The organism is Myxococcus sp. AB056 (assembly GCF_006547365.1).
Lineage (GTDB): Bacteria > Myxococcota > Myxococcia > Myxococcales > Myxococcaceae > Myxococcus > Myxococcus virescens.
This window is the reverse complement of record NZ_VHLB01000058.1, coordinates 1-20,466: the sequence shown is the minus strand read 5'-3', so window position 1 is coordinate 20,466 and position 20,466 is coordinate 1. Positions and strand designations below refer to the sequence as shown.

General features: G+C 64.1%; 15 protein-coding genes and 2 pseudogenes. 5 read left to right on the top strand and 12 right to left on the bottom strand.

Annotated features, from left to right (window positions below):
* Nucleotides 1–186 precede the first annotated feature (186 nt).
* On the top strand, nt 187–825 hold the full coding sequence (locus tag FMP39_RS23710) for a DUF4476 domain-containing protein (protein ID WP_141592533.1): 639 nt from the start codon (nt 187–189) through the stop codon (nt 823–825).
* A 276-nt stretch (nt 826–1,101) separates the two neighbouring features.
* Here FMP39_RS23710 and FMP39_RS23705 read toward each other — a convergent pair whose 3' ends face one another.
* The 4 genes from FMP39_RS23705 to FMP39_RS23685 all read right to left on the bottom strand — a co-directional run bounded on the left by FMP39_RS23705 (nt 1,102) and on the right by FMP39_RS23685 (nt 6,792).
* The gene (locus tag FMP39_RS23705) at nt 1,102–2,931 is read right to left on the bottom strand and encodes an aspartyl protease family protein (RefSeq protein ID WP_141592511.1); all 1,830 of its coding nucleotides are present in this window, start codon (nt 2,929–2,931) and stop codon (nt 1,102–1,104) included.
* Nucleotides 2,928–3,764, bottom strand: a complete 837-nt coding sequence (locus FMP39_RS23700; RefSeq protein WP_141592510.1) for a TrmB family transcriptional regulator — start codon at nt 3,762–3,764, stop codon at nt 2,928–2,930. The genes FMP39_RS23705 and FMP39_RS23700 overlap by 4 nt, the downstream gene beginning before the upstream one ends.
* A 191-nt stretch (nt 3,765–3,955) precedes the next feature.
* The gene (locus FMP39_RS23695; protein WP_141592509.1) at nt 3,956–4,297 is read right to left on the bottom strand and encodes a hypothetical protein; all 342 of its coding nucleotides are present in this window, start codon (nt 4,295–4,297) and stop codon (nt 3,956–3,958) included.
* A gap of 989 nt (nt 4,298–5,286) precedes the next feature.
* Nucleotides 5,287–6,792: an endo alpha-1,4 polygalactosaminidase gene (locus FMP39_RS23685; RefSeq protein WP_141592507.1), complete on the bottom strand. Its 1,506-nt coding sequence runs from the start codon at nt 6,790–6,792 to the stop codon at nt 5,287–5,289.
* Between the two features lie 298 nt (nt 6,793–7,090).
* Between FMP39_RS23685 and FMP39_RS23680 the strand changes: the two genes are divergently transcribed.
* Nucleotides 7,091–8,212 carry a sterol desaturase family protein gene (locus FMP39_RS23680; protein WP_228558275.1) on the top strand — a complete coding sequence of 374 codons (1,122 nt, stop codon included), beginning with the start codon at nt 7,091–7,093 and terminating at the stop codon, nt 8,210–8,212.
* 21 nt (nt 8,213–8,233) lie between these two features.
* Here FMP39_RS23680 and FMP39_RS23675 read toward each other — a convergent pair whose 3' ends face one another.
* Both FMP39_RS23675 and FMP39_RS23670 read right to left on the bottom strand, forming a co-directional pair.
* The gene (locus FMP39_RS23675; protein WP_228558274.1) at nt 8,234–8,941 is read right to left on the bottom strand and encodes a hypothetical protein; all 708 of its coding nucleotides are present in this window, start codon (nt 8,939–8,941) and stop codon (nt 8,234–8,236) included.
* Nucleotides 8,942–9,469: 528 nt separating this feature from the next.
* Nucleotides 9,470–10,303, bottom strand: a complete 834-nt coding sequence (locus tag FMP39_RS23670) for a DNA alkylation repair protein (protein ID WP_228558273.1) — start codon at nt 10,301–10,303, stop codon at nt 9,470–9,472.
* A 674-nt stretch (nt 10,304–10,977) separates the two neighbouring features.
* Between FMP39_RS23670 and FMP39_RS38145 the strand changes: the two genes are divergently transcribed.
* The 3 genes and pseudogenes from FMP39_RS38145 to FMP39_RS38140 form a co-directional block, all read left to right on the top strand.
* The gene (locus tag FMP39_RS38145) at nt 10,978–11,709 is read left to right on the top strand and encodes a hypothetical protein (RefSeq protein WP_228558272.1); all 732 of its coding nucleotides are present in this window, start codon (nt 10,978–10,980) and stop codon (nt 11,707–11,709) included.
* Between the two features lie 1,857 nt (nt 11,710–13,566).
* The gene (locus FMP39_RS23655) at nt 13,567–14,202 is read left to right on the top strand and encodes an HNH endonuclease (RefSeq protein ID WP_194858537.1); all 636 of its coding nucleotides are present in this window, start codon (nt 13,567–13,569) and stop codon (nt 14,200–14,202) included.
* Nucleotides 14,203–14,228: 26 nt separating this feature from the next.
* Nucleotides 14,229–14,419 (top strand): annotated as a pseudogene (locus FMP39_RS38140) (transposase domain-containing protein); the annotation flags it as partial.
* Between the two features lie 117 nt (nt 14,420–14,536).
* Here the strand turns inward: FMP39_RS38140 and FMP39_RS23650 are convergent.
* The 6 genes and pseudogenes from FMP39_RS23650 to FMP39_RS23625 all read right to left on the bottom strand — a co-directional run.
* Entirely contained in the window at nt 14,537–15,679 is a 1,143-nt protein-coding gene (locus FMP39_RS23650) for a hypothetical protein (RefSeq protein ID WP_141592501.1), read from the bottom strand.
* Nucleotides 15,676–16,173: a DUF4365 domain-containing protein gene (locus FMP39_RS23645; protein WP_141592500.1), complete on the bottom strand. Its 498-nt coding sequence runs from the start codon at nt 16,171–16,173 to the stop codon at nt 15,676–15,678. Before FMP39_RS23645 ends, FMP39_RS23650 begins: the two co-directional genes overlap by 4 nt.
* Before the next feature lie 590 nt (nt 16,174–16,763).
* Entirely contained in the window at nt 16,764–17,612 is an 849-nt protein-coding gene (locus FMP39_RS23640) for a PIN domain-containing protein (RefSeq protein ID WP_141592499.1), read from the bottom strand.
* A gap of 1,624 nt (nt 17,613–19,236) precedes the next feature.
* Nucleotides 19,237–19,599: a hypothetical protein gene (locus tag FMP39_RS23635; RefSeq protein WP_141592498.1), complete on the bottom strand. Its 363-nt coding sequence runs from the start codon at nt 19,597–19,599 to the stop codon at nt 19,237–19,239.
* Entirely contained in the window at nt 19,584–19,979 is a 396-nt protein-coding gene (locus FMP39_RS23630; RefSeq protein ID WP_141592497.1) for a hypothetical protein, read from the bottom strand. Before FMP39_RS23630 ends, FMP39_RS23635 begins: the two co-directional genes overlap by 16 nt.
* An 82-nt stretch (nt 19,980–20,061) precedes the next feature.
* Nucleotides 20,062–20,466, bottom strand: a pseudogene (locus FMP39_RS23625) (integrase core domain-containing protein); the annotation flags it as partial.

Below are 20,466 nucleotides of genomic sequence, written 5' to 3'. Positions count from 1 at the left end.
GGCACGACATCACGAGCGAGCGAGGCTTTTTAGTCGACAAGTGAGCCGTGAATAATCCACCCTGAGGTGCGTCCAGGTGGGCCAGTCGGTGAATGACTCCCCGCGCCCCAACGCGGCCCACCGGCTTCTCAAATAGAAAGAAAAAGCTCGATGAACTCGATTGCTCGCGCAGTGATTGCCTCATCCATGTTCGCCGCTTCCTCCGCCTTCGCCCAGGACGTCGAGATGAACATCCATGCCGATGACATTGGCATGCCGTCGACCAGCATTTCCGTGGAGGGCATGTCCCCGGATGGCAACGCAGCGGGCGTCAACATGGAGATTCGTGGCGGCGGCACTCGCATGGAGGTGAACGTGTCGGGAACCGGAACTCCGCCGCCGTCGGGGCGACATGAGCGCCGAGAGCGCCGTGAGCATCGCGAGGAAGTCGCGCCGCGCGAGACGCCCGTCCGACATGTGCGGCACCACTCCGAGCCCGCGTTCCGTGACTGTGGGACGAACCAGGACCCGGGCTGCACCATGCAGCGCAACGGCCATTTCGCGATGGACGCGGAGACCTTCCACGGCTTCATGCAGTCCCTCAGGAGCACTCACAACGAGCTGACGCGAGAGGACATGGTGGAGAAAGTGATGAAGCGGGCCTTCCTCACCGCGAAGCAGTTCGGCCTCGTCCTGGACCTGTTCCAGAACGAAATCACCCGCCTGGACGTGGCGAAGACGGCCGCGCCCCGCGTGGTGAACCCGCAGCACGCGCTGGGGTTCTCTTCCAAGTGGAGGAACTCCATCTCTGCTGACGAGTACGTGGAGATCATCACCGAGCAGTAAGCCACGGGAGTCCGCTTCGCTGACCGCGACTCAGGGGTCAGCGAAGCTGGCGGGGTGTTGTTCCACAAGCAGTCGCGCTGCTCCCTTGAATGGATGGATGGATGAGCCGCCTTCGGCGTGTGCCCAGCGGGGGGCTGTCAGGCCACTCCACCGGACTGGCGCACAGCTCAAGGGCCGTGTCAGACACCTGCTCAGCCGGGTCGGTCAGTACCAGTAGAACCAGGGTCCATCCTGGGCGGGCCGGCTCCCAGGCGCAGTGACGTGCTCGACCGCGGCTCAGTAGTAGTCGCGTAGGGTGAGCCGGCGCTTGCTGCCGTCTTTCAAAGTGAGCACCACCGTCTGACCTGCTGCGCGATATCGCCAACGCGCGAGTTCCGTGCCCGCGTAATCGGGGCCAATGGGCTTGCCATCAATGGCAGTGATTTCGTCCCCCACCTTCCAGCCCGAGCCGGCGGCGGGGCTCCCAGGGGCCACCAGCTTCACCACGAGCCGCCCCTCCGCCGGGAGGGCAATCAGGCCGGACCGGTCCTTGCGGAAGGGCTGCCGCAGCGCGCGGGCATCGGGGACCAGCATCAGCGTGTCCGTCGCATAGTCAGTTATCATCCGGAAGCGGCCGAGGACTGCGAGCCCCAGGTTGCCGAGGAGCCGGTCCGAGGCGGAGATACTCTTGCCCGCGTCGTCGAACACCGTGGGCACGTCCTTCAGGGTGATGCCCGCCAGTTGAATGTCCTTCAGCGTCGCCACATCGCGCTCCCGGAGTCCGCCCACGGCTCCGGACAGCGTCCTGGAGCTGCGCCTTCCCGTGAGCAGCCCGGCTTGCTGCCAGTAGGCGGGGAAGAGCGAGAGTGCTCCGCCATTGCCCACGTCGAAGAGCACCGGAATGGGGGGACGGCCCTCGATGGAGATCTGGACGGCACGCTGCCCGCCCGCGGATTCGACCAGCGGGAGCCGAACCGCTCGCGGCGGAGCCTTGAAGCGGGACGCCTCATGGAAGGCGACACGCCGGTTGGGGAAGTCCACGTCCACGACGAGCTGATTGAAGGACTCCTTGCCCAGGACGACAGGCAGCGGGTGGCCTATCAAGCGTGCGACCTCGGACAGGTCGATGACGGCGACCGTCAGCCCCGTCAGTCGCAGGTTGCCCAAGGTGATGTCCACGCCGCCCGCGAGCTGAGCCTGTGCATGTCCTCCGCTGCCGACCGCCGCGAGCTGCCCCTGCGTCTTCAGCCCCAGTTCACGCGCATAGGCCGTGTCGACCACCGTCATCTCGGCGCCGCTGTCCAGAAGCACCTGCGTCGCATGACCATTCACCCGCGCTGGAATGTAGACGCGGTTCTCGTCGAAGAACTCGAAGGGGATGAAGCCGGTGCTGTGGTGACCTTTCGCGAAGATCGCCTTGCGGACGTCCTGGGGGCGTTCGAAGACCGCGGACGGAATGGGTACGTTCAGCTCCAGCGCCTCCACCACCGTTCGTGAGTCGGAGTCCGGGTTGTCGGTGAACACCTCCTCCAAAAAGGGCATTCGCACGCCCTGGACCTTACGCCAGTCTCCCAGTCGCACGAAGCGGGTGACGTTGTTCTCGCGGATGCGCAGGCCGTGGAGGGCTCCGTCGGCCTCATTGAGGAACAAGTCGTAGAGGTCTTCATCGCCAAAGGTGACGCGCACCACCTTCCAGGAGCGGCCGTCGCGCTGCGCGTCGGGTTGCAGCGCGAGCGTCGCGCCGGCGCTCCCCCGCAGCGCCGCCCCGAAATCGAGCGCCACCTGGTGCCGTACATCGCGCGCGTCAGTGGACGACGCATCTTCGACCTGTCCGCTGGCGTTCAGCTTCCAGCCACCATCTGGGGTGATGGTCATCGACTGACGCATCACTCCGTAGTCCTCATCCCGGCGTGCCCTCCCGTCCCGGTGGCTCCAGGACTCCATCCGGCCCTGGAGTCCGCCTGTCTCGGACTTCCCTTTCGCGTGGATGCTCTCCAACCGCGTGAAGGCGTCCCCGCCACGCCACGCGAGGTGGCGCGTGAGGAGCGGCTGCAGCGCCTCTGCCCCGGCTTCAGAGGGGCCAACCAGGAGGGGCAGGGTCAGCAGAACCGCGAAGAGGGCTCTCATGGGGTGTCTCCGCGCTTGGAAGAGGAACGGGGCTGTCGCCCGACGAGCTGGCGCAGCCCCGGAGGGCTCGAGTTGATGAGGGAGAAGGACCGCGCCAGCCGCGTGCGCGCGGATGGAGGAGCGCTCAACTGGATCTCCGCGGCCAGTCCACTGTGTTGCAGACAGGAGAGATAGACGCTGTCACTCCAGATGGCCTGCTTGACGCCGGTGCCGTCCGGCGTGAGCAACGCCACCAGGAACTCGCGGGCATCCACCACGAGCGTGAGTTGCGCGCCCGGCCAGCGCTCCCGAACGAATTCCGCGCTGGACGAGCGCACGCAGGCGAAGGGAGCCTTGGGGGGTTCGTCATAGACAAGCCCCACGATGGACACGCGTCTGGCGCTCGCCTCCGTGAGCGCCGGGGTGAGGGCCGCGAGGGGCGGCGGGAAGAGGTCGAAGAGGAGTCGCTCGGTGGCGCCGGCAATCATCGCCCGCGCGCGCTCCATCACCTGTGCGTGGCTCTTGAGGTGGTAGATGCGGTCGTCTTGCACCGGGGCGTGGAGCTTGCGCAGCGCGTCCGCGGCCTCGCGCCTGCGCGTGTCGAAGCCACGCTGGAGCGCCGTGAGCACTTCGTCCGGAGGAACGGGCCGGAAGGAGCGGGGCTCGCCCTCCTCGACGAGCACCGCCCCCTTGTGCTCGAGCGAGGCGAGCGCCTGGTAGATGCTCGGAGGCGCCTTCCCCAGTGCCTGCGCGAGCCGGTATCCGGTGGCGGGCGCACCCTTGAGCAGCTCGCAGTACACCCGCGCCTCCACCTCCGTGAACCCAAGGGCCACGAGCCCTTCATCCGCGTCCATGGAGGGGTTGTTATTACTGGATGGTAATAATGGTCAAGAGACAGAGGGTCAGGGCATGCGCCGTCGCGCCAGGCGCCCTCTCCAGCGGCGCTTTCAGCCCTCTGCACCACCCTGCCCCTCGAACAGGAAAAGCCCGGCAACCCTTCGCGGGTGCCGGGCTCTTCACACCGCGCTCGCGGCTCCAAAAAGGCCTAGCAGGTCTTCTTGTAGAGCGCGAGGCAGTTGTCGACGAACTGCTTGGTTGTGCACTTGCCATTCTGCTTACAGGTCGCCCAGTCGTTGTAGCGAGGGTCCTTGCAGTACAGGAGCGTGACCCAACAGTTCGGGCCCATTGCGGAGACCTCACCGTCCGCGTCACCCATCGACGCCAGCGGCTCCTCTTCCGAGGTCAGGGGGCTGTAGTCGAGGTTGATGCTCTCACCGGACTCGGTCGTCACCGTCTCCACGGTGTCCGTCGGCGCATCCTCCGCGCCCACACCACAGCCCACGGCAGGAACCACGGCCAGCATGAACCCCAGGAGTAGCTTCTTCATTGTTGTTCTTTCTTCCTCAGAAATTGAAACGCCTGAGGAGGGCGTTGCCATGTGAACGCGTCCCGTCCACGCCCACCACCCTACGACGAAGACAAACCAGCCTCAAAGCCGCAAAACATGAATTGCAATCAATCGCACAAATTCCAGCACCCAAATGTCAACTTCAGACAGCCTCCGGCCTGGGTACCAACGCGTGCGCGCCTTGATGCCTGGAGGCCATGCGGCCTCTGGAAACCATCACCGCCTGCACCAGCAGGTGCGCACAATGCCTATCATCCTCGGACAGGGATTCCATCCCTCCTGCAAGGAATGCCAGGTCCGGCCCCCCGAAATGCTGTGTGACCACGGCAAGGAATGCGCCTGAACCATGGACGAACTCCTTGCATTGCTCGGGCGCTACGCTCCCGGCCACAGCGGTCAAATCGAAGGCTACCTGGGCTTTCTCGTGGACGAATTGGAGGACGTCTTCGGTCGCCCGCTCACAGCCGACTACCGTCACTTCGCCGAGGTCTTCGGGTCGCGTGAAGGGCCGCTCCGGGCCCATTGGCATGCAGCGCCCCGAGGAACTGAAGCGTTTCCAAATGTTCCTCGAGGACAACACGGACCTGGGAAAGTCCCTGTTCTAATCAAGGGCACGGTGGTCCCACCCATTTCGTCTGCCAGGCAGCGGCAACCAGGGAGGGCAGGCGCACTACCGACAAGGCCGAAGCAGGCGTGCCATACACGACCTCAGTGGCATCATGCCCAGCGCGACGACACCGCGCGCGATACCAGTGCCGCTCCCGCCCCCCGAGCGGTAGAGCCGCGACACGCGGGACCGGACACCGGCGGGCCCCGTCCGCCTCGGCCCCAATCCAATCCGCCCCCCTTGCAGTGCAGGAGTTCCGGCGCATCAGATGCCTCCTTCACGCGGCATCTACCTTGACGCTCACCGCAGCCGCCACCGGCGCCCCTTCCACCCGTGGCGGAGCGCCGGACGGCCAGAGCCGCTACTGCGGATCCCACCCCGCGTTCACCGTCATTCGGTCCAGCGCGCGCACGGAGACGTAGGGGACGAAGCCCGCCGCGCGTGAGCGGGTATAGGCGTCCGCGACGTGCGCGGCCTGAATGGCGTAGTCGGTGGAGAGCACCAGCTTACCGGCCGCTCGGACCCGGGCGGCGTTCGCCCGGTTCTCCTCGCACCAGCCCTCGTCGCAGGCGTTGTCGTCGGACCAGTACATGTCCTCCATGCCCAGTCCGTCGATGGCGGGCAGGTAGGCGGGGTCATCCACCAGCTCGGGGGAGTTCTGGGGCATCACCTTGAAGGCCGGGTTGCGTGCCTTGGCGTACTGGTTGATGCGCGCAATGAGGGCCACCATCTTCCGCGCGAGGTCGGCGCGGTTGGTGCCCGCGGAGTTCGCGGGAATCTCCTCATACGTCACCACCATGTCCAGGTAGCACCCGGTGAAGCCCGCGGCGAGCGCCTGGTCGATGCGGCCCTGGACGATGGGCCACCAGCGCTCGTCCCAGTACTTCACGTACTGCTCGTCAGGCCAGCCGGCCACGGGGCCGAGCTTCAGGTCGTCGGGAACATGGGGCCACTCGGGGCGATACTCCTCGATGGCGCCAATCTCGAAGTACGCGAGCACCTGCTTGCCCTTGGCCTTGAGCGCGCTGATTTCGGCAGCGGTGAACCAGCCATCGGAGCCGTCACGCGACAGCTCGACGATGGCGAGGTCGAACTTCGAGTCGGCGATGGTGTCGAGCTTCCCCTGGGGATAGTTCGTGAGCTGGTAGGTGAAGCTGTGGACGCCCTCCCACGACACGGGCGTGCCGGCGTCGGTCCCCGTTCCCGCGTCGGAGGAGGTGCCCGCGTCGCCAGGGGTGCCCGCGTCCGTGGGAGTCCCGGCGTCGCTGGGCGTTCCCGCGTCCGAGGCGGCGACCTGGATGCGCACCACGAGCAGGTCCAGCAGCGACGCATCCGCCGTGGACGTCGTGCGGTAGCGCAGCTTCACCGGGCCTCCACTGACGAAGCGCTGGGGAGACGTCAGCGCGAGCGACGTGGCGGTCCACCTCCAGGACTGCGCGAAGGTGTTGTCGCCCACCAGCACCCACGCGCCCGCCGTGTAGTCCCACGCTTCGAACAGCCAGCGCATCTGTGACTTGAGGGGCCCTCGATAGTTGATGCCCACCTCGGCGGCGACGACGTCGGCGGCGACCACGTCCGCGGGAAGCGAGTACGTGCACGTGGCGGAGGTGCCGGGGAAGAACTCGACGTACTCCGCCCAGCGGTCCTGCGTGCCCGACAACGTCTGCGTGTGCAGCCCCTGGACGGTCTGCCCCGAGCCGATGGAGCCGCTTTCGACCTGGAGACTGGCGCACGTCAAGGTCCGGGTATCCGCGAGGACGGCCGTGTCCTCGCTCCGCTCCGCGCTGTTCGCGCTTCCGGAGGAACCACCACAGGCGAACAGCGCGATGCACCACAGACTCGTCCACCCTACTACCGCGACTCGCATGTGCGCTCCCTGTCGCCAGAGCCGGGCCCCGCCCCGATGTCGATGCGCTCGGCGAACGTAGCGGGCTTTAACTGCAGGCGCCTGGAATCAGCAACGCGATGTGGCGCGCGGCACGTGACATTCAGCCATGTCCTGGAACATTCGTTCCTGTCTGGATGGAGTGGTGCGTCGCAGGTGATGGGGCCTGGCCTCGGGTGGAAGGTACACGCGACCGCCGGAGCCAACGAGGCCGATGCTGGCCTCGGACGGGAAGTGGAATAGGCTTGCCCCAAGGCAATCTCTCTCAGGAAGACTCCTCTTGGACCTCCCCTTGACTCCTGCCCTGCGCATCAACCTGGGCAAGCGCGCTGGTGTCACCGGCGGCCTGCTGGGCGTGCTGTGCGTCTGCGTCGAATTCTGTTTTCTGTTTCCCCACTTGCTGGTGTCCAACGACGGCCGGGCCTTCTACGTGGAGCACCTGGGCGTGTTCCGGGGCATCCTCCAGGCCGCCATCGTCGCCACCTTCGCGCTGGGCGCATTCAGCGTGCTCACCTTGCGCTCCAAGGCGCATGGCGGCATCGCCATGCTGCTCGCGCTGGTGGCCATGCTGCTGGGCGGCAGCCAGGCGGAGCCACTCACCCACCAGCCGCGGGCGCTGAGCGCGGGCCTGGACTATTTCGCGCTGGAGCTCCTCGTGTTGGGGCTCCTGTTCATCCCCATGGAGCGGCTGTGGGGGCTCCACCCGCAGCGCATCTTCCGCGAGGGCTGGCAGACAGACCTCAAGCACTTCTTTGTCAGCCACGTGGGCGTACAGCTCATCTCCTTCTCGGTGATGATTCCGGTGCAGGTCTTCTTCTCCTGGGCGGTGCGCATGGACTTCCAGGCCCATGTGGCCGCGCAGCCCGTGTGGCTGCAATTCTTCGAAATCCTCCTGGTGGTGGACCTGGTGAGTTACTGGGTGCACCGCGCCTTCCACCAAGTGCCGTGGATGTGGAAGTTCCACGCCATCCACCACTCCAGTCAGCAGATGGACTGGCTGGCCAGCTCGCGCTCTCACCTGGTGGACGTGCTCGTCAACCGGTTCGCTGGGTTCATACCGGTGTTCCTGCTGGGATTCAGCCCGGCCGCCATCTACGGCTACCTCGTTTTCGTGTCCTTCCACGCCGTCTACATCCACGCCAACGTGAGCCACCGCTGGCCCTATCTCCGTTGGGTGTTCGCGACGCCCGAATTCCACCACTGGCACCACACGTCCGACGAGGAAGGCATCGACAAGAACTTCGCTGTCTTCCTGTCCTTCATTGATACGATTTTCGGCACCGCGCATCTGCCCGAGCACTGGCCGTCGCGGTATGGAACGACGAAGTTCCAGCCTCCAGAGACCTACCTGGGTCAGCTCGCCTATCCGTTCCAACGGCACGAAGAAACGCCTTACGGATAGAAATGGAACTCGGTTCCGGGTTCAAACGCGCTGGCCGTCTTCAGTGTCGTCGGTGTCCGCATGGACGCCGGCCCCGCCCATTCCGACGCCTCCAGCGCCGGAACCTCCGCCGCCGCCCCCTCTTCCGCCACCCTTGTCGCCGCCCTTGCCCCCTCCTCCGCCGCTGGGACGCACTGGGCCCTGGTCGGGAATCGCGAGTCCGTGGGGGATGGGCTCGAGGTCGAGCGCCCGGCGGATGAAATCGCGCAGCGATACGACCAGCCGCGCGGTGCCGACCTTGCGCCCGGCGACCATGTCCGCGGCAGCCTCCGCGGCGAGCCGCACCTGCTCCTCGGTGCCGAGCAGCATCACATCCGACAGCGCGGCCTCGACCGCGTCGCGCGTGCGCCGACGGCGTTCGAGCGCCGGGTGGTCGAGCGACGACGCAAGCACGAGGCCCTGGTCGGGCTCCTGTTCGAGTGGCTCGCCAGCCGCGAGCCGACGGCGCATGTCGCGCAGATGGGTCGGGTCCACGACGAGCTCACCGGTGAATGAGCCGCCGAGTGTCTTGTATGCGGAGATCAGCGTCTTCAGCCGCTCGTTGATCTGACGGTTCTCGCGTTCGCGCCGGCGCTGCACGGTCTGCATCACCAGCAGGCGGATGCTGACGATGACCAGCGACACCAGCACGAGGCTGGCCAGCGTCGCCGCGAGGCCACGCCAGGAAGTGAAGTCGAGAGAGCTCATCATTGGCGCGACGATAGCGCGTCCATCGCACGGTCGCCGCGACGCGCTCCCGTGTGCCGCTGCCCCGTCGTGCAGAGGAAGTGCTGCCACGGTGGAGTCCTTCCCCCAGCAGCCCCCTGTGGCCGTAGTAGCGGCGGGCACTCACAAGCCGGACCCGGAGCGCTTCAGCCTCTAGGTGAAGCAGAGCCGCTTCTGGTTGTGGCTCAACGAGGAGGGCACCGTGCGCGGCCAGGTGGAGCTGGGCTTCGTGGAGTTCGCCAAGGCCCCGCTCACCGTGCAGGCCCTGCTGTGACTGCGCATCGCACGGGCGGAAGAGCCGCGAGGGCGTGAGCGTGCTGGCTACCGGGCTCACCTTCGCGAGCACTGGGGGCGCCGAGGGCAGTGAGGCGCTCACCGCCCATGTCGACCTCTTCGCCGAGCGGGCGTAATCCCAATCGCCGCGCTCCGGGTGAAGCAGGCGTGGTGCCGAGCCTGGCGCAGCCACGCCCCACAACTCTCTGCCGCCCTCCTCAAGCAAGGCGGCCAGGGACGTCAGCGCGCCCGCGTTCTGGCGGAGGGCTTCTTCGCGGTGCTCTTCTTCCTGGCCGAAGCGACCTTCGCCTTCGCGACTGCCGGCTTCCCTTCGCCGCGCGGTGCCTTCGCCTTTGCGGCCGCATCCATCGCTTTTCGGGCTTCGGTCTTCTCACCTTTCCGCAGCGCGAGCGCCGCGGCGATCCACTCCGGTGCGTAGCTCGAAGTGCATCCCTTCGGAATCGGTCGCGGGTCCCAGCGACCGAGGCGCTCGCCGATGGCGATGGCCTCCGAGGTGTACGCGGGCAGGTGGAGGCCGATCCAGACCAGGCAGAAGTTGATGCCCTCCTTCACCCGGTACGGTGCATCCGGAAGCTCACGCTCGATGCGCTCGAGCGTCGCGCCTACGTCGAGTTCCTTCTCGAGGCCTCGCGCAATGCGCCCGGCAAGAAGCTTCCATCCGGCGCGGCGAGGGAGTTCCTTGCTGCCGTCCATCCACTTCTCCTGAAGCCTCGGGGCGACGGGCGCATGCACGAGCACGCGACCGACGAGTTCGTCGACCAGGTTCGGGTTCGAGAGTGGCTCGAGGAGCCCGCGTGCCTCCTTCTCAGTGAGCGCCGCGGGGTCGAGGAGCATGCACGCGAGGATGCGCGCATCGTGATTGCCGGTCCCCCACAGCTCCAGTCCGAGCCCGTGGTTCGTCCCCAACGTCGCTGCCAGGCCACGGATTTTGCCGAGCAGCACACCAAAGACATTGTCGACCACCCCGTCGCGCACGTAGCGCTGGCGCACCTTCTCGTCACCATGGCTCTCAAGCAGCTTCATCACCTGGGACAGCGACATTGTTTTCGGCATGGGGAGCACCTCGACGGGCGGTGGATTGAGAGCGGCCAGAAGGGTGGCACGACAGGTGCCTACGGTCGAGGAACGCTTCCCCAGTCGATGCCAACGCGCAGCTACGGAAGCTAGGGTGCGGCCATCCGGATGTGGCACCGTGGCCACGGGAACCGAAACGATGCCACTGGGCGCGCGTACCCGGCACGTGCGCAGACCCACCGCCTGGAAATCATCCTGGCGAGCGGCCCCCCGCCCCTGCCGCCACTCAAGGCGGAAGCAAAGGACGGACAGGCGCCCTGGCGAGGTTCGGGGTCGCCAATCGCCACCCATGCACTTGGCCCTTCTCCTTCTTGGAACTGTTCTCCGCCCTCAGGCACCCGATCCTCGTATAGGAGTGCGAGATATCGAGCAGATGCCCGCCACCATCGAACTGTTGGAGGTGGCCCCACCACCTGGAGTTCTACAAGCCGCAGGAGTACGAGCGGCTGGTAAAGGCGGCGGTGAGGCGGGGCTGCGGAACCAGGAAAACTTCACCGTGAGCGTGGAGTACAGACGCCAAGATGAGGGCGACGCGGAGCCCTGCAAGCTCAAGCAGGCGTTCGGCCAAGGAGAATCCGTTCCCTCCTGCAAGGAATTCCAGGTCCTGCCCCCCCAAAATGCTGTGAGACAACAGCAAGGAATGCGCCTGAACCATGGATGAACTACTTGCACTGCTCGGGCGCTACGCTCCCGGCTCCAGCGATCAAATCGAAGGCTACCCAGACTTTCTCGTGGATGAATTGGAGGACGTCTTCGGTCGTCCGCTCCCAGCCGTCTACCGTCTCTTCGCCGAGGTCTTCGGGTCGCGTGGAGGGCCGCTCCTGACCCATGTGCGCTCCTTCGACCCCATCCTCGATGTCGCCGAACTCTATCGGGTCGTACCGAAGGGAGAGCTGCCCTCCAGGCGTTTTCTCTTCATCTTCGGAGACCCCGACCCACTGGCCCCTCATCATTACTGGCTCGATCTGGAGTCCCCTTCCGAAGAAGGAGACTGTCAGGTCGCGCGCATGCCCTTTGGTGCGGACGCATGGAAGACGAAGCTGCACCGGGAGGCCATCAGCTTCCGGGAGCTGCTCTTCCTCTGGGCCATGGAGCACGTCCACCTGCCCACCCTCCCTCATCAAGCCAGCTATGTACGTAGGGAGGGACACTCGACTCCCAGCGCCGAGGACCTCGCGCGTCTCATCGAGAAGATGGGCTTCGCCCGGCTCCCCTATCCCCGCTACAGCCTACTCTTCGAGCGGGAGGGGGCCGCAGCACGACTGTACCGCCCTCCTGATAGCCCCCACTTCAACCTTCGCGTGGGCATGCAGCGTCCCAAGGAGCTGGAGCGATTCCAGATGCTCCTTGAAGACAACACGGACCTGCGGAAGTCCCCATTCTAGTCGGGGCCCCTGCACGGGCTCTCAGCACGTCGTTGGCCCGACGCTTACGGTGCTTCAACGCTGCCGCAATGGCCTCGCACGCTGGTCTTCGTCCCAGGACACAGCACCTTCCCCCTGTGTCAGGGATGTTGTCGCGTAAGAGGGTGAGCCAATCCGAGTCGTGCCTGATTTGGCGGGGGTAGCTCCATTACCAGACCCGCGCGGCGGCGTTCTAACAGCGATCTGATGGAGTCCGGGAGAAGTCACGCCATCCAGATGCGATGCTCGGTCACCTGGCCGGATGAATCCCTCTCCAGTCGCACTCCGTACGCATCCCGTAGTCCGCAGTGACTTGCCGCGTACACCGCAGGCTCGCGACGATACGGAGCGACTTCAAGCACTCCGACCCTTGTCGCCAGTGGGGAGTACAAGGAAGAATGCTGCATGGAGCGGTGGCGCAGATAGCGCCACACGTCATGACGAACGAAACAGGAGTCGCTCAGGAACCAAGCCCCTAGCAGCGGCACAGCAATCCTGAGGCGTTCAAGTTCCTCATCACTCTCGATAGCCCCCCACAGCAGAACCCAGGTCCCCCAAGGACGCCTCCGCTCATCACGTGACGACCAGTTGGCCACCAGCATCCGGACCGCCTGCGCGATGAGCCATCGTCCTGGGTTTTCAAAGTCAGTCATGGGAGTCAGTGAAGTCTTGGCTCCAGGCGTCGAGAGAGCAATCTCGTCCACGGCTCGTTGTACCGATGACCCACTCCAACAAACAGGGCTCCCATCCATCCTATACTTCGCGCCAGCAAGCTTCGGATTAACGGGGCAATCGGCACGACCACGAAGAGCCGTTTGATCGCCAACCCCAGATTCTTGACGTGACGCCCGACATCGAACAGCTTCACCAGACCATCGCCCAAGGCGTGTACAACAAGCTGACGACGGCTGGGTTCAGGCCACCTATTCGTACCTGGCCATCACCCTCTTCTCCGAAGAAACCGGCGGGTACCGCCTCGCCGACGGGCAGCAGCGCTCCTTCGCCGCGACAGACGAAGTCACGGACGCCTTCGACGAGTTGAGGACCCGGATGGCGATACTCAGCAAGAACGGCCACAGTTCGAAGTGGTGCCATCTGCCGGCAAATGAGCCGATGAATTCCGCACCTACCCGCGCCAGGAACTCCAGGCTCGCGTCCCCGTCCAGCCCAGGTGACCCGAGGTTCGCGCCCGCAACCGGTCGGCCAGAGCCGCGAGGACTATCGGCTCAAAACGAAACGGGCTGGAGACCTTGCGATCTCCAGCCCGCTTCATGACGTGGTCGGGGAGACAGGATTTGAACCCGTGGACACGGGGTGCCCTAAACCCGCGACGGCACACGCCTTTCGCTGAATCGTGAGTGAGTCCGGGCACTTCGAGTCCACGGGTGAGTCCTCGGCAGTCCCACTTGTCGCCCGGAGTCCCCTCCAGTTTTGGAGACATTCTGGAGACAAAACCAAGGGCGTACGGTGCTCCAGGGAGGTTCGCAGGAGACCAATGGTAGCGTGTTCCTTGGCGAGGTGTGGCTGAGAAGGCGCCCGCCCAGGCCCGGTCGCCATCCGCTGAGTGCCGCCCCCGGCTCTTCTAGGAGCAGCCGAGGTGCAGTGGATCACCGCAAGGACCGGGCTCGTTTATGCTCCGAATGTACGAAGTACAGGTTCCGCTGAAACAGCGCTGTGCTTATGAAAGGTGAGGAGATGGGACGACGGCCAAACAAATTCCAACGCATCAACCAACGCCGTCGTGACACCTATAAGGAAACTACGGCGTTCCCGCCCGACGTCCACATCAGACCGCGTGTGCCGCTACTGGGGTACGAGAGACGTTACGAGATCACGGACTTGGGACACGTCTACTCCCTGAATCGAAAAGAGTTTATCCGGTGGAAGTTCAGCCTAGATACTAGGCCCTATATTTCCATCCAGGTTGACGGCCAAAAGCGCACCCTCGGCAATCCTACGGTGGTGGCTAAAAGAAGTTGGGCAGCCGCGGATGCTGAGCGTGTGGAGCAGGCATATACCCAACATGAGGAGGAGATAGAGAAGCTCATACGAACTCAGGCCGAGATACCGGAAACGGACCGGGAAGCGCTCGCGAAGGCACGCCGTGGCCAGGGACTCTTCCGGGAGAATGTGGCCAGGGTGGAGAAGGCCTGCCGCATCACGGGGGTGAGTATTCTCAAATTCCTCATCGCTAGCCACATCAAGCCCTGGCGATGCAGTTCCAACGAGGAACGGTTGGATGGTAGCAACGGCCTACTGCTGAGCCCCAGCATCGACTTTCTGTTTGATAGGGGCTTCATCTCATTCGAGGACAATGGTGATCTGTTGGTATCCCGCGAGGTTGACCCAGATATCATGCAGCGGATGGGGGTGGAGCCTACCAAGACGCCCAACGTGGGGACATTCAGCCCAGAGCAGCAGAATTATCTACGCTTCCACCGCGCCAAACTGTTCCGCAGCAGCCAAGGCAGGTAGAGGCATGAACTGAGGCACTCTCAGTTTCCTCGGCAACGGGCGAGAACCTAGCCGGCTGCTACGCGATGGTGGCAACCTGCGAGGCCAACGGCGTCAACCCGAGGAATACTTGGACTTGGCCGACGTGCTGCTGCGCGTGCAGACGCACACCAACGCACGCATCGGCAAGCTGCTGCCGCACGAGTGGAAGCGCCTGCGCCCGGCCGATTCCTCCTGAGCTCCGTCGCTGGAGCCCTTCCCTTCAGTCCGCTCACGTCCCGGCTCGTAACCTCCGTCGAGCACAGCCCCCGTCCGTCTTCAAGCCGTCCGGCACGGCGTCCGCCAGTCGGATACTCTACTCGGGTCTGCCAAGAGGACCGCTTGGAAGGATGACGAAATCGCGGACGGCCAACAGGCTCACCTTGCCCCCGTGCTTCTCAAGGCGACCGACGCACGTGACAAGGCGTTTCTCCTTATACGCAGTAATCGCCTTCTCGTTATCGGGGCCACTCAAGGTCATGTGCACGCGCTTAACTCGCCCCCCGCGCTCCTCAAGAAGCTCTACACGGCTCGTGTCCTTACCTTGATTCTTCAATACATCAACGACGCCGACAACGCGGAAATCATCAATCGGTACGTTCTCTCGAAGGTACTCAGCTCCTGCGCGGATATTACGAAGAATTTGAGGACTGAATTTGATTTCTTGTTGCAGGTTTGGCGGCGCGATTGTCCACGACCAATGCCATTTGAAAGAAACCCCGTGAAGGCTGCTGCTCCTACCAAAGCGGCCGATTGCAGCGCACAAGTTCGCGCTGAGACCGAATTCAATGCGCTTACGGAAAGCCGCTTCCGTATCCTCGATGCCTGCCTCATGCGCGGCTTGCAAGGCGGTAGCAAGGCGTCGCATTACCCTTCGGGGGTGGGGCTCAGGTGCATCGGGAAAGCCTGGAAGTGCCTGCTCCTGAAATGGGATTTCTGTCACAACAGACAAAACAAAGCTCCCGCGCTGGGTCTGAGCAAGACGAGAGCCCTTGAGGAGCCGCTTTGTTTCTTCGTAGCTGGGCGAGGAATAGACCGGCTTGGGACCCTTTTCTGCGATCGCCGAGTACAGCAGCAACTCCTTCATGCTCTGAAATGCGGCAGCCCCATCGACGAGATCGATGGAACCATCACGACTACCATCGTCTTCAATTCGAGCTTGAAGCGAATCGAACCGGCCTTGCAACAGCGTCAGGGCGATCGCTTCTCCGGAACGGCGTTCAGCGTCCGAAAGCGTCGCCACAAGGTCGAGGATTCTCGCTGAATAATCGCTGAATGACCGCTTCAGTGGAACGGTGACTACATACTGACGTCCGGTGTCATCCAGCGTCTTGGTGTATCGCGCGATGCGGTCTGGCTGCTCGTCGACAAGCTGCCACCCAGTCAAGCCGAGGTAAGACCGGACATCCTTGACGTCGATCTTAGCGAGCAGGTCCTCGTCTGGAATCACCGGTGTCATGGCACACCCCCATTGTTCACCCTCAACATCAGGGCTTCCAGTGCGGCGGTGTCGAACTTGTTCTTTCTTGGCACTCGGACGGTGACGGTTTCCTTATTCGTCGTCGGGGGTTCACCGCGGAGCGAGTGCCAGTACGCGCAATTCCGTGCGAGCATACGGCTTTCGTCGATGTCGAGCCATTCATGAGCGTTCTTCGGAACAAGCAGCACGATAAGAATTCTTGGCACGGACAGATTCTCATCGCGGAGATCGTCGTAATTCTTGATCGGTAAAGGGAACCCAAAGTCGTGCTCATCGAGTTCGAAATTCGACGTGCACTTCAATTGTACGTTGACCTCCGGGCATCGCGGATACGCCGGTGGCATTCCGGTAAGCTTGATATCGACGCTCAAGCGGTCCACGTGGCTCATTGTACTCGTTATCACGCCCGCAGCCGACGCGATGGCGTGCACGTACGCGATGCTGAACTGCTCTTTGCGATCGTTAAGCTGCATCGGCGGTCGACTTCTCTAGAATCCACGGGGATATCACGCTTTCGCCCGTCGATATAGCTCAGAGGACGGGTCCACGACGAGTGTGACGGACCGCCCTATCGGATCATCCCCAGGTCACCCATTTGGATCGCAGTCTCGATCAGACGGGGGGCCCGCGTGCTCGGGAGCATCGAGGGTCGGCTTCGCCGAAACCTGAACGATTCTGCGCCCTTGCCCCTCCCTCCGCACGCGGGTGCATGGCGACCGGCCGCAAGCGGCCAGTCCTGATCGATCAAGTGTCGCGATCCGCTTGGCCGACCCGGGCGCGATCCATTTACCCGGCCCCTGACAGTCCTCCTCGGTCCCTCAGCGCCAAACCAGGGGCGCACGGTGCTCTTAGGGATGTTCGTAGAAGCCCATCGTACGGATGGTCACGCAGGATGAGACCGAGAGGATGATGCCCGATACGAGCCCGGGAAGGTGACGGCGGTTGAGACCAGCCAGGACGGCCCCACGGCCATGCTTGAGGCCCGCCAGGCTACGCACCAGTCGACGGCTCTGATTTGCCCGAACGCTCACCACGCTGGCACATGGACTGCGCGCGAAGCGCGTCAGTCCCAGAAGTCTCCGGTGTCGAAGTGAAAGCTGCATGACGTGCATACGTACTGCCAAGTGAGGCCGCCATACTGTGAACGGAGGTATGCCCCGGAAGTGAAAGAGCCGTCCGCGTTGCACTTGGGGCATCGAGTCGGAGTCGACGGTGCATAGTCGTAGTACCGCGGAAGCGCCACAGCAGGTGGCGGGGCATTGCGCAGTTTACGAAGATCCTCCACCAAATTGGATGGGTCGGAGTAGTACCGCAACGTGTGCGGTCCGCCCGATGCTTCCGTCGCAAGCTCAGGGTGCAACTCATCCTTCTTCTTCTGATTCGAGAAGTCGCTAGTGTTAGCGCTGCAGAACCAAACGCAGTGCTGCTTGAGTAAATCCAGCACTGCTCTCCAGATGAGGCAATCACCCACGCTGCTGCGGTTTTTCTGAACAGCCGGCGCCCGCATTTCCAAACACCGGGTGCAGGCGTCTTGGTAGTCATCAGGACCGGGGTGCCAAGACTTTGCAGCGGCCAAGATCGTGTCGACCGTAACTAAGTTATCTTCGATCACCTGCCGTTTTTTTTGAACCATCTCCTGCGCGATGCCTTGCACGCGAACCAGATCATTTCGCGTCTCCGGAATCGCTTGGTAGATGAACTTGAAGTTCTGGATGTGGGTCCTAAAGCCGCGCTCCCAAGAGTCGCGGCAACCATCGCGATTCCTATGGAACTCGGTCATGATAGGCGCCGGAACTACAAGCTGATGCGGGGGGGGCGCAACGAACTCCCGAAGAGCATCCAGCAGCGGGCGCAGGTTCGGCTTTGAGGCGAGTTCGAGCCAAACGCAAGTATCAATGACGATATAACCCATAGGCCCCGGCCTCGACTCGACTCGACTTTGCGGCTTCTCGCCGCATCCTGCTCTTGCCTGCGGCATCGGACAAGACTCGGCAACTGTGGTCCCAGTCAACATCATTGTTCGGGCACCGTCGTGGTGCACCTAGCGGGCCTGAAAGGAAGGAAAACAGGCCCACTCTGGCTCTGCTGAACGTCCTGTCTGAGACCTGTGCGCGGAACTCGCTCTCGTCGTCCAGGATGCCCTTCCCGGAGCGAAGCAACTCGGCTCTCCCCAAGCGGGGGGCAGAGCCGAACAGAGCATCACGATCTTGGCGCCGTCTGCCTTCCATACCTGTCGCGTAGGTGCTTGCGCCTCTATCTTCCCGGTGCAGCTTGCTCCAGAAAAGCTCCCCTCCCTGGCGGGATAAGGACCAAGGAGAAGGCTTCATCCCCGTACCTGTCACGGTGCGGGCGAGGCGCAATCAGTCGGGCGGGAAGGGGGTGAACGCCATGCTGAGCGCTGTGAGGAAGCTGCTGGCCTCGACACTCACCCGAAAGATGATGGCGGCCGTCGTCTTCGCGCTGGCCGAGCATCTTCGGGCATGGGTGAGGCACGGGCAGTAGTGCCTGGGGAGGAGTCCCGCTGCGGATGGAGCGGAACTCCTCTTGCCCTTGGAGAAGGCCGCATCGTCGAGGTGCGGCCACGTCACTCACCCCGGGGGAAACCGCACGATGACCAAGGCTATTAGCCTCACCGCCGAGTTGGCAGAGGTGAGATGCGCCATCGAGGGGGCGCGCTTCATCGCGGATGCACTGGCCACGCACTCGCTGGACAGTCGGGAGCAGGAGTTACAAGCGCCCGTCTCCATCACCGCCATCCTTGTGCTGGCGGAACTCCGGCTCCAGCAGGTCGAGCGGGTGCTTCGTGGTGAAGAAGATCCACAGCACCTATGGGCCCCGCACAACGGCGTCAAGCTGGGAGGTGGCGAAGGAGACGAGCAGGACGTGGTGCTCCGCCCGTGGAACCAAACCGAAGAGGATGCAGCGCGCCCGGCTCAGAAGAAAACGGAGCGCTCCGGCCCCAGGAAGCGGAGTGGGCAAGTTCCCCCACCACAGTTGGAGCCGCCAGCGGAACACGAAGGTGGCGGAGAGCAGTCACCTCCTGGCAGGACACCGAGCTGAGATGTGCCCCACTGGCAGCAGAGGCTGGCCGAGGGACGGACAGGGCCCGCGAACCCGACATGGTGCCGGCGTCCTGTTCCTTACCCCTCAGCGCATGGACGGGCCCGCGCTGGGCGACACATCAGGGCGGTCGAAGCGGTGGCCAGGGAGTTCTTCCGCTACCTACCGAACTTCAGGAGTTCACCAGGGCGCCCGACCCCTCGTGCGCGAGGAGCGAGAGGGCGAGCACAGGGTGCTGCCATCGCTAACCCATGAGCGAAGGCGGCTCCGCCCCGGTGGGCCCCGAAAAATTCGAGGCCACCCCACCACCCGGGCACTCTTGAAAATGCAGGGGCCCCTTGAAATTGGACCTGTCGGCAGGGGCCCCCTGTCTCCCGGGGGTGGGGGGCCTCTCCCGGATTCGGATAGGGCTACTGAATAGCGAGGTGGCCGAGGGGCTCGAAGCCTCGGCAGAGCGTCAGAACGAACCCGGGGCATCACCTCACCAGCCGCAGTTTCACGCGCAGTTCCCGGGCCTCGGCCTGCGCCTGGAGCGTGGTGCTGGACACCCTGGCGAGCACCTGCCCGAGCAGGTCGAGCTGGCGCTGCATGGAGGACTCCAGCAGCTTGCGGTGGCGCTCCAGCTTCTTGAGGTCCACGTCCTCCAGCAGCAACACCTCGGCGGCCAGCCGCTCACGCACCAGCCCGAGGGCGGCCTGCTCTTGGTCGAGCTTCGCGGCGAGGGCTCCCCGCGCCACCTTGGCCATGTTCCCGAGGTGCTCATAGGCGGCCTGCTCCAGGCGTCCCTCCTGGCGCGTGTCGCGGGCTTCCTGAAGCGCGAGGCTCAGCGGTCGGAGCACGGCCTCTGCAGCCCCGGCACCTCGCGCAGGAGGGCCAGGGTGCCCTCCAGGCCGCGCAGGAGAGCCTCCGTCAGCTCTGGCTCCTTCGGGACCGTTGGTCGGGTGTCCACGACGGCCACGAGGCCGGAGAGCGCCTCCAGGGCCCGGCGTGTGCTGGTGACGAGCCCGAAGGCGTCAGTCCCCTCCAGCGCCTCCTCCAGCAGTGCGAGCACCCGGCCGTCCTCCAGTCTGGACAGGCGCTTGAGCTTCCAAGCGAGGTCCGCCACCTGAACGACAACGTGCGCCTCGGGAAGGGTGGTCGGCGCGAAGCTGGAGAAGTAGCCGTCGAGGTGCTGCTCATACTCGGCGGCATCTTCCCCGGGCAGCAGCAGGTTGCGCACGCTCAGCCCATGGCGGAGGGCATTGAGCGAGGAGGTGGCCTGAAGTTGCCCCGGTTCCGCAGAGCGTTCCGCGCTTTCGCCCTCAAGCAGCAGCGCGGTGCTTCTTCTCGTAACCAGCGGGTGACTCGTAGTCGAGCGCGGAGTGGCGCCGGAGCGGATTGTACCAGCCCTCGATGAAGCGGAAGACGGCCATCCGCGCCTCGGCGTGAGACGTGAAGCGGCGGCGTGCGAGCAGTTCGCACTCGAGCGTGGCGAAGAAGTTTTCACACATCGCGTTGTCGTACGCGTCGCCGACGCTGCCCATGGATGGGCGCACGCCGGCTTCCTTGCACCGAAGCCCGAAGCCAATCGAGGTGTACTGCTCGGATTCAAGCGGTCGTCGCAACGCCGTTTGGTTGAAGTAAGTATAGATAAGGGTTGAGAGCCTCGGCAGGTGTTTTCCAGCCAAGCGTCTTGCGTGGCCGGCTGTTGAGGGCAAGGGCGACAG